We start from the raw sequence: 12604 nt of genomic DNA, 5'->3' as shown, positions 1-12604 counted from the left end.
CCGCCCTTGGCCCTAGGTCGGTGGTCCCTTGTGGTTCGTGACGCGAACTACCTGTCGTTCGTACTGCGAACCACGTCAACGGGGCCCGGGGGAAAGGGAGATCATGTTCGTCAGCACGCGACGCGTCGTCTTCGGATTCGGCGCGCACACCGGCGTCGACGAGGCGGCCGCCGCCGTGGGGCGCGACCCGGGGGAGGTCCGCACCGTGTTCAACCTCCCCGGGCGGATCACCGAACGGCCGCTGCCCGCCACCCGTACGCCCGACGGGACGTGGGTGGGCGGCAGCGTCGGCCAGTGGGTCGAGGAGCTGACCGGCGCGGTCCTGGAGCACGGCGCCGCGGGGTTCACGCTCTTCCCGCCCGGCCACGAGGCCCAGGACGACACCACGCTCGCCCGCTGGGCCCGGGACGTCGCCCCGGCCGTCCGCGAGGCCGTCGCACGGGAGCGCGGCTGAGTGCGGGGCGTGTCCCGGGGCTCGCTCACGCCACCCGTGTGGCCCCTGCGAACGGCATCTCGTCGATCGGCGCGATCCGCACCGGCGCGCTCGGGTTCGGCGCGTGGATCATCTTCCCGTCGCCGATGTAGAGGCCGACGTGGCTGATGCCCGAGTAGAAGAACACCAGGTCACCCGGCTGGAGTTGGGACTTGGCCACCCGCTGTCCCGCGTTGATCTGCGCGTACGTCGTGCGCGGCAGCGAGATGCCCGCCGCGCGGTACGCGGCCTGTGTCAGGCCCGAGCAGTCGAAGGCGGACGGCCCGGTCGCGCCCCAGACGTACGGGCTGCCGAGCGCGTCGTAGGCGTAGGCGATGGCCGATGCCGCACGGGAGTTGGGGGCCTTGGACGGGGCGCCGGCCGAGGGGGAGGCGGCACGGTCCGTGGAGCGGGAGGCGCGGTCGGCGGCGGACGCGCCGGGCCCGCCGGCCGGGTCGAGGGTGCGGTCCGCCGGGGCGAGCCGCTCCAGGAGCTGCCTGGCCTCGCCCAGCTTCGCCGTCACCGTCTTCTTCTGCTGCCGCAACTCCTTCTGCTTCGAACGGAGTTCGGAGAGCTGTCCGTCGGCGTGGTCGCGCAGCTGGTCGATCTCGCGCAGCTCCTTGCGGACCCGGGTGATCGTGGCCGCCTGCCGGGTGCCGACCCGCTCGGCGAGCGCCGCCTCGTCGAGGTAGCGGTCGGGGGCCGAGGAGAGGAGCAGCCGGACCGTCGGGTCGACGCCGCCGGTGCGGTACTGCTCGGCCGCCGCCGCACCCAGCTTCTGCCGCTGGGAGTTGAGGGCCTCGGTGCGCCGGGACGCCTCGTCCTGGAGGGCGTCGACCTTCTTCTGCGCCTTCCCGGCCTTCTCCTTCGCGCCGTTGTACTTCTCGGTGGCGACCTCCGCTTCCTGGTAGAGCTTGTCGACCTTCGCCTTCACCTGAGCGGGGGTGAGGTTCGGCTCCGCGTGCGCCGCGCCGCCGTCGAAGGCGGTGGCGGTCGCCGCGGAGGCGAGGGCGAGGGTGGCCGCGGTGCGGACCGTACTGCCGCTGAGCGAGCGCTGCCTGGGCTTGCGATGCGCTGCCGGCACGTGGCGCCACGTCCTTCCGGGTCGTACGCCCGCCTTGTGCGTCCGGCGGCGGCCCGCACAGGGGGAGCGGGTCGCCGCCGGACCTTTCTCGGCGGTGGTGTCCGACTGCCGCCCCTGGTCCGGACGGCGGTGGGGAGCCGGTCACCTGGGGAAGGACGCTAAACCTCGGCGTAACGGGTTGGTGTGGGATTGTTCGCAACTGGTCCGTTTGTTACGGATCGTGTCAGAGCGTGACAGGCGAGTGTTCGTGGGGGATCGGTGACGGCGTCCGATGAACGCCCCGTTAGGCTCCGGAACCATGGACTTTCTCATCCATCTCTTCGTCGGCCTGCACATCATCGGCATCGCCTCGCTGCTCGGCGGCTTCCTCACGCAGATGTCGGCGATGGGACAGGGCACGGCCCGGTTCAACAAGGCGATGCTGCACGGCGCCCTGACCATGCTGGTGACGGGCGTCGCCCTCGTCGGCCTCAACCAGGCCGACGACAACACCGTCAACAACATCAAGATCGGCGTGAAGCTCGCGATCCTGATCGTGATCCTCGGCATCGTCTACGTGAAGCGGGACGAGGAGAAGGCCGAGAAGGGGCTCTTCGCCGCGGTCGGCGGGCTCACCGTCGCCAACATCTTCATCGCGGTGCTCTGGACCTGAGCACCTGCCGGACCGCCCCCGTCGCGACGACCAGCCAGACGGGGACGGCGATCCACAGCAGCACCTTCCCCGGCCACGTCAGCCAGGACACCTCGACGGCGGTGGCGACCGTCAGCGTCGCGACCGCCGTCATCCCCATCGGGAAGACGGTCGACCAGCGCCGCACGTCGTACCGGAACCGCGGCCGCACCAGCTCCGCCCCGCACAGCACCGCGTACCAGCTGAGGTCGAGCGTGAGCAGCAGCCCCGCCATGAAGCGCAGCACACCGGTGTCGTCGGAGTTCCACAGGTCACCGGCCCGCCCGGCGAGCACCAGCTTCGCCGCGGCCAGCGCCGAGATCGCCAGCGCGCCGCCCGCGACCCAGTGGTCCCCCGACCCGGTCAGCACCTGCCGCAGGTCGAAGCGCGTGAACGCGGCCGCGTAGATCGCGAGCCCCAGCCAGAACAGCGTCATCGCCGCGTACCCCAGCCAGTCCCCCCGTGCCGGTCCCAGCGCCGCCGACAGCGTCGCCCCGAGCACCGCGAGCGCCTGCGTGGCCACGCACGTGATGAACACGCCGCCCGGCATCTTCGGCTTCCAGTGCCGGACGACGACGTACAGCAGCCCCGGCCACACCACGACGGCGACCGCCAGCAGCACCTCGGCGAGCCCCTGCCACCCCAGCAGCGAGAACCGGGTGCCGAGCACGCACGTCGCGGCGACCGCGGTCATCGCGGGCGGGGTGTCCGCCTCCCGCTCCCACCGGTCGCGCTCGCGGAGCAGCCGGAAGCAGAAGTCGGCCGCGAGCAGCACCCACAGCGCGGCGGCGAGCACCAGGAAGACGCCCGACGTCCCGTCGTGCCCGGTCAGGTGCAGCCCGACCGAGACGATGCCGGTGGCCATGACGGCGGCGCCGGCGGCAGGCGGGAGCTGGGACCAGTAGGGACGCGAGGTGACGTTCGGGCCGGGCACCGCCCGAACGTAACCGCGGACGGCGTCAGGCGGGCCGCACCACGCTGTGGATCGACGCCGTGCCGTCGTAGTAGATGGACTCCTCGCGGACGTACGCGCCCGGCTTCGGGGCGTGGATCATCATGCCGTCGCCGAGGTACAGGCCGACGTGGCTGATGTCGTCGTAGAAGAAGACCAGGTCACCCGGCTGGATGTCGGAGAGCGGCACCGTCGTGCCGACCTCCACCTGGTCCCAGGTGGTGCGCGGCAGGGTGATCCCGGCGGCCTTCCACGCCGCCTGGGTCAGACCGGAGCAGTCGTACGAGTCCGGGCCCGTGGCGCCCCACACGTACGGCTTGCCCTCCTGGGCCTTGGCGAACGCGAGGGCCTTCGCGGCCTTCGTCGCGTAGTCGGAGGAGCCGGACCCCGTGGACGAACCGGAGCCGGAGCCGGACGAGGAACCCGAGCCGGACTGCTCCTGCTCCTGCTGCGCCGCCTCGTCGGCCGCCTTCTGCTTGGCCTCCTCGGCGGCCTTCTGCTTCGCGGCCAGCTCGGCGGCCTTCTTGCGGGCCGCCTCCTGCTTGGCCTTCTCGATCGCCGCGAGACGCGCCTTCTCCTCGGCGGTCAGCTTCGACAGCAGGGCGCGGGCGTCGGCGAGCTTCGTCTGCACGTCCTTCTTGGACGTCTTCAACTCGGTCTGCGAGGAGGTGAGTTGCTGCAGGTTCTCCTGCGCCTCGGTGCGCTTCTTCGCGGTCGCGCGCTGCTGCTCCTGGTAGTCGTCGACGGCCTTCTTCTGCTCGGACGTCATCCGGCTGAGCAGCTGGTCCTGCGCGAAGTAGTCCTCGGGGTTGTCGGCGAGGAACATGGTCGCGGTGTTGCTGACGCCACCGGTGCGGTACTGCTCCGCGGCGAACCGGCCCAGCTCCTGGCGGGCCGTGTTCATCTTCTCGGTGCGCTGCGCGATGTCGTCGAGGAGCTTGTCGACCTGGGTCTTCTTCTTGTCGGTCTGCTCCTTGGCGGAGTTGTACTTCTGCGTGGCGACCTCGGCCTGCCGGTACAGGGTGTCGACCTTCTTCTGCACCTCTTCGAGGCTCGGCCTGTCCGGCTGCGTCGGAGCGGCCTGCGCCGTCTGCGAGAGCAGGGCGACCGAGGTGAGGGCGGCGGTCGTGATGCCGACGGCAGGGGTCGTACGGAGACCACCGGACATCCGGGACCGGCTGCGCGGCTTGCGGTGCGACGCCAAAACAGGCGCTCCTTCCGTGGTCCGCCTACCGGGTTAGCTGTCGGGTTCGGGCCGGTGGTACATGTCGTACGGAAGGCTGCCCTACGGTCAACCGCCCGGTCCTGCTGGGCCGTTGAGCCGATTCACCCCAAGGTCGGTGGGTCCCCGGTTCCCTGCCTCTCGGCGTACGGAACTCGGCGGGGGCTGCCCGCTCGCCGCGTTGTTCGCGGGCGGGGGGACGGGCTGCCCGCGCAGCACCGTAGCCAACTCGTGTTGCTGCTGTGAAGGTTGATGTTCGATATGCCCGATACATTTTCGTGACCTTGCTCTCGGGCACGCTCCGTGTCGCTTTGGGTGCCGCATCGTGCGCGAAGGGTCACGTATGGGAAGACGGCGGCGGGGTGTCAGTGGGGCGGCCTAGACTCGTAGAGCGATGAGCAGCCTCTTTGACGACAACTTCCTGGCCAGCCTCCAGAGCGGTACGGAGGAGCCCCCGCCGCCGCCCGAGGACTCCGACAGCGACAGCGCTCCGGAGGCGATTCCGGACGACCTGTTCGGCGGGAAGTTCGACGCGCCGCCGCCCCGGGACGCCTACTACCGGGACGGGGCGCCACGCCCGGCGATCGACCCGGCAGCCCTCCTCGACGGGCTGAACGAGAACCAGCGGGCGGCCGTCGTGCACGGCGGCACGCCCCTGCTCATCGTCGCGGGCGCCGGCTCCGGCAAGACCCGCGTCCTCACGCACCGCATCGCGCACCTGCTCGCCGAGCGGCACGTGCACCCCGGCCAGATCCTCGCGATCACGTTCACGAACAAGGCCGCGGGCGAGATGAAGGAGCGCGTCGAGGCCCTGGTGGGCCCGCGGGCCAACGCGATGTGGGTGTCCACCTTCCACAGCGCCTGCGTGCGGATCCTGCGCCGCGAGAGCAAGAAGCTCGGCTTCACGTCCTCCTTCTCGATCTACGACGCCGCCGACAGCAAGCGCCTCATGGCCCTGGTCTGCCGCGACCTCGACCTGGACCCGAAGAAGTTCCCGCCGAAGTCCTTCAGCGCCAAGATCTCGAACCTGAAGAACGAGCTGATCGACGAGGAGGACTTCGCCGCCACCGCCGCCGACGGCTTCGAGAAGACGCTCGCCCAGGCGTACGCGATGTACCAGTCGCGGCTGCGCGAGGCCAATGCCCTCGACTTCGACGACCTGATCATGACGACGGTGAACCTGCTGCGCGCGTTCCCGGACGTCGCCGAGCACTACCACCGCCGCTTCCGGCACGTCATGGTCGACGAGTACCAGGACACGAACCACGCGCAGTACGCGCTGGTCAAGGAGCTGGTCGGCCCGACCGACGGCGAGGACGCGGACCCGGCCGAGCTGTGCGTCGTGGGTGACGCGGACCAGTCGATCTACGCGTTCCGCGGCGCCACCATCCGGAACATCCTCCAGTTCGAGGAGGACTATCCGAACGCGACGACGATCATGCTGGAGCAGAACTACCGCTCCACGCAGACGATCCTCTCGGCGGCGAACGCGGTCATCGAGCGCAACGAGTCGCGCCGCCCCAAGAACCTGTGGACGAACGCGGGAGCGGGCGCCCAGATCACCGGCTACGTCGCGGACACCGAGCACGACGAGGCCCAGTTCATCGCCGACGAGATCGACCGGCTCACGGACGCCGGCGACGCGAAGGCGGGCGACGTCGCGGTCTTCTACCGGACGAACGCACAGTCCCGTGTCTTCGAAGAGATCTTCATCCGCGTCGGCCTGCCCTACAAGGTCGTCGGCGGCGTCCGCTTCTACGAGCGCAAGGAGGTCCGGGACGTCCTCGCGTACCTGCGGGTGCTGTCGAACCCCGAGGACTCCGTCCCGCTGCGCCGGATCCTGAACGTGCCCAAGCGCGGCATCGGCGACCGCGCGGAAGCGATGATCGACGCGCTGTCGCAGCGCGAGAAGATCTCCTTCCCGCAGGCGCTGCGCCGCGTCGACGAGGCGTACGGCATGGCGGCCCGCTCCACGAACGCGGTGAAGCGGTTCAACACGCTGATGGAGGACCTCCGCACGATCGTCGAGTCGGGCGCGGGCCCGGCGACGGTCCTGGAGGCCGTCCTGGAGCGCACCGGATACCTGGCGGAGCTGCAGGCCTCGACCGACCCGCAGGACGAGACCCGGATCGAGAACCTCCAGGAACTCGCCGCCGTGGCCCTGGAGTTCGAGCAGGAGACCGGCGCCGCCGAGGGCGAGGGCGAGGGTCAGGGTGAGGGCCAGGGTCAGGGCGAGGACGCCGGCGGGGCCGCTGCCCCGGGCACCCTCTCCGACTTCCTGGAGCGGGTCGCGCTCGTCGCCGACTCCGACCAGATCCCGGACGAGGAGGACGGTGACGGAGTCATCACACTGATGACCCTGCACACAGCGAAGGGCCTGGAGTTCCCGGTCGTCTTCCTGACCGGCATGGAGGACGGCGTCTTCCCGCACATGCGCTCCCTCGGCCAGACCAAGGAGCTGGAGGAGGAGCGCCGTCTCGCGTACGTCGGCATCACACGCGCGCGGGAGCGGCTGTACCTGACGCGCTCGTCCATGCGCAGCGCCTGGGGCCAGCCCTCGTACAACCCGCCGTCCCGCTTCCTGGAGGAGATCCCGACCGCGCACCTGGACTGGAAGCGCACCGGCCCCTCCGCCCCGGCGGCCCCGACCAAGAGCATCGGCGGAGGCATCGCGGCATCGCTGTCCTCGTCGCGCTCCCGCTCGACCCCCGCGTTCGCCACGCGCCGGGCGAGCGAGAAGCCGGTGGTGTCGCTGGCCGTGGGCGACCGCGTCACGCACGACCAGTTCGGCCTCGGCACGGTGGTGGGCGTCGGCGGCTCGGGCGGGAACGCGGAGGCGACGATCGACTTCGGCGACCCGAAGCCGAAGCGGTTGCTGCTGCGGTACGCGCCGGTGGAGAAGCTGTAGCCGACCGCTGCGGGCGGCTCGGGTTCGGGACGCCCGGGTTCGGGCGGCTCAGGTGGGGTCGAGGCCGTGGCTGCGCAGCCACGGCAGCGGGTCGATCGCCGAGCCGCCGCCGGGGCGCACCTCGAAGTGCAGGTGCGGCCCGGTCGAGTTCCCGGAGTTGCCCGACCGCGCGATGACGTCGCCCGCCTTCACGGGACCGCTCATCACGGTGTGCGCGGAGAGGTGGCAGTACCAGGTCTCGGTACCGTCCTTGGCGGTGACTATCGCCATGTTCCCGTACGCGCTGTTCCACTGCGTGCGCACGGTCCCGTCGGTCGCGGCCATCACGGGCGTCCCGTACGAGACGGGGAAGTCGATGCCGCTGTGCACGGACATCCAGTTGATCCCGGCCTGCCCGTAGTAGGCGCTGAGCCCGTGCTCCTTCACCGGGAGCGCGAACTTCGGCCGCTCCGCCTCCTTGCGCGCGGCCTCCTGGGCCGCCTTCTTCCGGTCGGCCTCCTGCTTGGCCTTCAGGTCGATGCGCTCCTGGGTGCGGCTCGCCCGGTCGGCGAAGTCACCCGCGTCCGCGGACAGGTCCTGCAACTGGGTGTCCAGCTTGTTGTTCGCGACGGACGGCTTCACGGCGGTCGCGTCCGGCGCCGACGCGGCCTGCGTCTCTTTGCCGTCGTCGCCGCTGCCCATCACCGACGCCGCCGCGATCCCGGCGACACCGACCACGCACACCGACGGCACGGCGACCGTCAGGAGCGCGGAGCGCTTGGCGGGGGTGCGGCGCCTGGCCCGGCCGCGGGAGGCGCCGCGCGGGGCGAACTCCGGGGCGCCGGACGGGAGGTGAGAGGTTTCGTCGTCCGTGTCGACGGGGCCGACGGGTTCGGCGGGCTCCGGACCGGCGGCGGGCTCGGGCTCCGGGTGGTGCGCGTCGTGGTCGTGGTCGTGGGCCTGGGCCTCGGGGTGGTCGGCCGGGCCGTACTGGTCCGGCACCTGCTCGTGCACGGTCTCCTGCTCGGCGGTGCCGCCGGAGTTCCACTGCGTGGCGTCGTACGCGCCCGTGTCGTAGGCCGTCGTCCCGAGGAACGGCGCCTCGAAGGTCTGGGTGGCCTGCGCCTCGTACGACGTCCCGTACGCCGACGCGGCCTGCGGGGTGTCCCACTGACCGGTTTCCCACTGGCCCGTGTCCCACTGGCCCGTGTGCTGCTGGTCCGTGTGCTGCTGTCCGGCGTGCGTCGTCGCCTGCGCCGGAATGTCGGCGCCCTGCCCGTACCCACCGCTCGCCCAGACGGCGGTCGTGTCGTAACTGCCGGTGTCGTACGCGGAGTAGGGGGCGGCGTACTGCTGCTGCGCCTGGTCCGGGTACCAATGACCGGTGTCGTAGGAACCCGTGTCGTAGGAGCCGGTCCCGTAGGCACCGGTCGCGGGGGAACCCGTCGCGTAGGAACCGGTGTCGTAGGAACCAGTGGCGTAGGAACCGGTGTCGTACGGGTCGTTGCCCGACAGATCGCCGAAGAGCGGATCGGCGGCGAAGCTGGTCGTGGAGTAACCGTCGTAGGCCGCGTACTGCGCGTTCCCCGACGGATGACGGTCGTTCACCAACTTCTCTTTCGCCTCGACAACAGGGGCTGCCAGAGCAGTGCGGTGACTGTACCCGGCGGTACGAGGGCACGACAATCTTCCGCAGGTTTCCTGCCCTGCGGAAACGGGCAATCGGCCGCCTTTCGGTGGACTGTGGGCGGAGCTTTGGCTCTGAGTTCGAGATGCGTTCGACGATTTCGGGCCTGCGGCGGGTCTCCGGCAGACCTGCGGACAGCCGGTGGCGGCTCAGTAGCGGCTCAGTGGCATGGTCACGCCACCGTCAGACCGCCGACCGAGTCGGCGGCGCGCGCTCCTTCCGCGGTGGGTTCGGCGTCCAGGGCCTGCCGGATGCCGGTCGCCACGGCCGGGTGCACCGGCAGCGCGAGGTGACCGATGCCGGTGACCCGCACGTTCTGCGCGAGCAGGTCGGCGTGGTCGATGCAGGCGGTCTCCAGCGGCACCATCAACTGATCGAGGTCGCTCCAGAAACTCACGAAACGCGTCCGGCACCCGGGCGCCGGCTGCTTCAGCTCCTCGACGACCGAGGAGCCGGGGCGCATCTGTCGCACGATCGGGTGGGCGTCCGCCAGCGGTGCGACGAGGGTGCCGGCGTGCGGGGTGCCGAGCGTGACGAGGGTGCGCACGCGCACCTCACCGCCGAGACACTGCACGTAGTAGCGGGCTATCAGGCCGCCCAGGCTGTGGCCCACGATGTCGATCCGGTCGTGGCCCGTGCGCTCGCACAGCTCCTCCACGTGCCGGCCGAGCAGTGCGGCCGCGGCCCGGATGTCGCAGGTCAGCGGCGAATAGTTGAGGGACTCCAGCTGGTTTCGGCCGTGCTGGGCCAGGGAGCGGCGCAGCAGGACGAACACGGAACGGTTGTCGATGAAGCCGTGCAGGAGCAGCACCGGCGGCTTCGCGGGGGTGGGCAGCCGCGACGCCCCGGCCGGCTCCGCCAGGACCTCCGCCAGGTCTTCCGCCACCGGGCCCTCGTCGGCTGACGGCGGGGCGGGTGGCAGTGCGGGCGGGAGCGGGGCCTGATGCCTTCGCTCCGGGAGGATGCCGGAGGGATAGAGGAGCAGGTGCCCGGCGAGGATCGCCAGCTCGAGCGCGGTCGCCTTCAGGAGCGCGATCGAGAGCCCGGCCAGTCTGGTGGGCAGCAGATGGCAGAGCGGGCGAAAGGGCAGGGTCCTCGTGACCTGCATCGGTCAACCTCCCGTCGGCACACGGGAGGGCGTCTCCGTCCCCCGTGTGCGCTCATGAGGAGCCTGCCCTGCGAGCTCCGTCCCGTGGACCACCCGGTGAACCGGAATGCCGACCCGGCTCGACGATCGGTGAGTGGTCCGCGCGGTGTGATCCGCGCGGTGCTGTCCCCGCGATGGCGAACGCACCGTGCCACCGTGCCGTGCGGCTGGCGGCGCGGTGGCCCGGCGCTCTCGAAAGCGGCTCCCCTCGCGCCTGGCCCGGATGCGGCCGAAGGGCCGCCTGACGCGGGTGCGGCGCGTAGCGAACGTGTCCCACCGTGTGATTTCCCCCTCGCTCCGCACCGCGAAACGGCCGGTTGCGGGATGCTGTCGATAACGTTCGTTCACTTCGGGTATCCCGGATGGGGTATCAGGAACCCGGGTCGTTCCAGGGCCCCCGGGGACAGTCACTTCATGGAGGCAGTGATGGGTGTGGCAGCCGGTCCGATCCGCGTGGTCGTCGCGAAGCCGGGACTCGACGGCCACGATCGCGGGGCCAAGGTGATCGCGCGGGCGCTGCGCGACGCCGGTATGGAGGTCATCTACACGGGCCTGCACCAGACGCCCGAGCAGATCGTGGACACCGCGATCCAGGAGGACGCGGACGCGATCGGTCTCTCCATCCTGTCCGGCGCGCACAACACGCTGTTCGCCCGCGTCATCGAGCTGCTCGTCGAGCGGGACGCCGCGGACATCAAGGTCTTCGGCGGCGGCATCATCCCCGAGGCCGACATCCCGCCGCTGAAGGAGAAGGGCGTCGCGGAGATCTTCACGCCGGGCGCGACGACGGCGTCGATCGTGGACTGGGTCCGGGCCAACGTCCACCAGCCCGCCGGGGCGTAGTCCCTCCGGGCCGGATCCGTCCGGGCCGGATCCGTCCGGGCTGAATCCGTCCGGGCTGAATCCCTCCGGGCCGAGCGGGATGCCTCGGCGCGGTGCGGCGGGGCCTCGGGGCTTCTGCCGTGCGGGGTGCGCCGCCGGGTGGTGGCGTGCTCCCGCCCGTCCCTCGTCCTGGACGGACTGCCGGCCGGGGCGGCAGCGTGGGCAAGGCGGCCCCCGGTGCCGCGCGACCGGTGAGGCGGGGGCTCGCCCCGGGGCAGCGCGGCCGGTGCCGGTGTCGGTGCCGTGTGACAGGGGTGCGTCCCCGGCGACGCTCACCGCGCCAGCTCGTCCCGCATGGCCCGGCGCAGCCGCAACGTGCCGACCAGGCGCTGGAACGCCTCCGTCCAGTACCCGCCCGCCCCGGGCGCCGCGTCCTCCGGCTCCTCCACGGCCGCCGTGAGCCCTTCCAGCCGAACCGCCTCCTCAGGATCGAGACACCGCTCGGCGAGCCCCATCACCCCGCTGAAGCTCCACGGATAGCTCCCGGCGTCCCGCGCGATGTCCAGCGCGTCGACCACGGCCCGCCCCAGCGGCCGCGCCCACGGCGTGCCGCACACCCCCAGCAGCTGGAACGCCTCGGACAACCCGTGCGCCGCGATGAACTCCGCGACCCACTCCGCCCGTTCCTCCGCGGGCAGCGGCGCCAGCAACTTCGCCCGCTCCGCCAGCGACACCGCCCCGGGCGCCGTCGGCGGCCCGAGCAGCGCCCGTGACCACCCGATGTCCCGCTGCCGCACCGCCGCCCGGCACCACGCCGCGTGCAACTCGCCCTGCCAGTCGTCGGACACCGGCAGCGCGGCGATCTCCTCCGGAGTACGGCCGCCGAGCCGTGCGCCCCACCGGTCGAGCGGCGCGGCCTCCAGCAACTGGCCCAGCCACCACGACCGCTCGCCCCGGCCGGCCGGTGGCTTGGCCACGACGCCGTCCCGCTCCATCGCCGCGTCGCACTCGTGCGGGGCCTCCACCGTGATGGTGTGCGTCGTCCGGTCGAGCGCCACGCAGGACAGGGCCCGGTCCGCCATCCGCCCGGCGAGCGCGGACCGGGGGAGCGCGGAGAGCAGCTCGGCCGCCGTCGCCCGGACGTTCCGACTGCGGTCGGTCAGCGCCTTCTCGAGGAACGGCTCGTCGTCGTCGCCGAGCCCGGTCCGCAGCGAGTCGAGGAACATCAGCCGGTCCTCGGCGCGCTCCGTGCCCCAGGTCCCGGCCAGCAGCGCGCGGGCCGCCGCCGGATCGTGCCCGCGCACGGCGGCGAGCAGCGCGACCCGCTCCGCGAACAGACCCTCGTCCCAGAGGACGCGGACCTGCTCCGTGTCTCCCGGATCGGGGAGCGCGGTGCCCGCGCCGGGCGTGGCGCGCAGGGCGAACTTCCAGTCCGGGTTGAGCCGGGCGAGCCACAGCGCGCGCGGCCCCGCGAACGTGAGCGCCTGCGGCCGCAGGTCCGTCCGGCCGCGGGCCGCGTCGAGCAGGGCGGGCAGCAGCTCGAACGGTGGCGCGTACCCGTGCCCGTTGGCCGCGGCCAGCCACTGCGGGAGCAGTTCGAGGAGGTCGGGCGTGGAGCCCCGGCGCGTCGTCCCTGTCCCGGGCCGGTCGGTGAGCAGCAT

10 protein-coding genes and 1 riboswitch are annotated in these 12604 nt (G+C 71.8%); of the genes, 4 read left to right on the top strand and 6 right to left on the bottom strand.

Features of this window, described 5'->3' with window-relative positions; genetic code table 11:
- The first annotated feature begins 103 nt into the window (after positions 1-103).
- Positions 104-454 carry a hypothetical protein gene (locus RBJ77_RS41210; RefSeq protein ID WP_372349659.1) on the top strand — a complete coding sequence of 117 codons (351 nt, stop codon included), beginning with the start codon at positions 104-106 and terminating at the stop codon, positions 452-454.
- Between the two features lie 25 nt (positions 455-479).
- Here the strand turns inward: RBJ77_RS41210 and RBJ77_RS41205 are convergent, their stop codons facing one another.
- Positions 480-1556 carry an NlpC/P60 family protein gene (locus RBJ77_RS41205; RefSeq protein WP_372349658.1) on the bottom strand — a complete coding sequence of 359 codons (1077 nt, stop codon included), beginning with the start codon at positions 1554-1556 and terminating at the stop codon, positions 480-482.
- A gap of 298 nt (positions 1557-1854) precedes the next feature.
- Here RBJ77_RS41205 and RBJ77_RS41200 point away from each other — a divergent pair, with 298 nt between their 5' ends.
- Positions 1855-2208, top strand: a complete 354-nt coding sequence (locus RBJ77_RS41200; RefSeq protein ID WP_255979137.1) for a hypothetical protein — start codon at positions 1855-1857, stop codon at positions 2206-2208.
- Here RBJ77_RS41200 and RBJ77_RS41195 read toward each other — a convergent pair.
- Positions 2186-3160, bottom strand: a complete 975-nt coding sequence (locus RBJ77_RS41195; RefSeq protein ID WP_372349657.1) for a tellurite resistance/C4-dicarboxylate transporter family protein — start codon at positions 3158-3160, stop codon at positions 2186-2188. The two genes, RBJ77_RS41200 and RBJ77_RS41195, sit on opposite strands and share 23 nt — an antisense overlap.
- Before the next feature lie 25 nt (positions 3161-3185).
- The gene (locus RBJ77_RS41190; RefSeq protein ID WP_372349656.1) at positions 3186-4382 is read right to left on the bottom strand and encodes an NlpC/P60 family protein; all 1197 of its coding nucleotides are present in this window, start codon (positions 4380-4382) and stop codon (positions 3186-3188) included.
- Positions 4383-4388: 6 nt separating this feature from the next.
- Positions 4389-4571: riboswitch (cyclic di-AMP (ydaO/yuaA leader) on the bottom strand.
- A 223-nt stretch (positions 4572-4794) separates the two neighbouring features.
- On the opposite strand from RBJ77_RS41190, the gene pcrA reads away from it, so the two are divergent.
- Positions 4795-7308 (top strand): DNA helicase PcrA, encoded by a 2514-nt coding sequence (gene pcrA, locus RBJ77_RS41185; protein ID WP_372349655.1) that lies wholly within the window; start codon positions 4795-4797, stop codon positions 7306-7308.
- 48 nt (positions 7309-7356) lie between these two features.
- Here pcrA and RBJ77_RS41180 read toward each other — a convergent pair whose 3' ends face one another.
- Together RBJ77_RS41180 and RBJ77_RS41175 are read right to left on the bottom strand one after the other, a co-directional pair.
- Positions 7357-8895, bottom strand: a complete 1539-nt coding sequence (locus tag RBJ77_RS41180; protein WP_372349654.1) for a M23 family metallopeptidase — start codon at positions 8893-8895, stop codon at positions 7357-7359.
- Positions 8896-9146: 251 nt separating this feature from the next.
- On the bottom strand, positions 9147-10082 hold the full coding sequence (locus tag RBJ77_RS41175; RefSeq protein WP_372349653.1) for a lipase family alpha/beta hydrolase: 936 nt from the start codon (positions 10080-10082) through the stop codon (positions 9147-9149).
- A gap of 465 nt (positions 10083-10547) precedes the next feature.
- Here RBJ77_RS41175 and RBJ77_RS41170 point away from each other — a divergent pair, with 465 nt between their 5' ends.
- The gene (locus RBJ77_RS41170) at positions 10548-10964 is read left to right on the top strand and encodes a cobalamin B12-binding domain-containing protein (RefSeq protein ID WP_255979149.1); all 417 of its coding nucleotides are present in this window, start codon (positions 10548-10550) and stop codon (positions 10962-10964) included.
- Positions 10965-11275: 311 nt separating this feature from the next.
- On the opposite strand, the gene RBJ77_RS41165 is transcribed toward RBJ77_RS41170, so the two are convergent.
- On the bottom strand, positions 11276-12604 hold a 1329-nt coding region (locus RBJ77_RS41165; protein WP_372349652.1), incomplete at its 5' end, for a DUF5691 domain-containing protein.

It is taken from the genome of Streptomyces sp. KL116D, assembly GCF_030766975.1.
Lineage (GTDB): Bacteria > Actinomycetota > Actinomycetes > Streptomycetales > Streptomycetaceae > Streptomyces > Streptomyces longispororuber_A.
The sequence above is the reverse complement of the archived record's forward strand: the minus strand, read 5'-3'. Positions and strand labels throughout refer to the sequence as shown.

Coding starts and splice junctions, on each gene's coding strand:
- RBJ77_RS41170 (WP_255979149.1), top strand. CDS start 10,548: ATGGGTGTGGCAGCCGGTCCGATCCGCGTGGTCGTCGCGAAGCCGGGA.
- pcrA (WP_372349655.1), top strand. CDS start 4,795: ATGAGCAGCCTCTTTGACGACAACTTCCTGGCCAGCCTCCAGAGCGGT.
- RBJ77_RS41210 (WP_372349659.1), top strand. CDS start 104: ATGTTCGTCAGCACGCGACGCGTCGTCTTCGGATTCGGCGCGCACACC.
- RBJ77_RS41200 (WP_255979137.1), top strand. CDS start 1,855: ATGGACTTTCTCATCCATCTCTTCGTCGGCCTGCACATCATCGGCATC.
- RBJ77_RS41175 (WP_372349653.1), bottom strand. CDS start 10,082: ATGCAGGTCACGAGGACCCTGCCCTTTCGCCCGCTCTGCCATCTGCTG.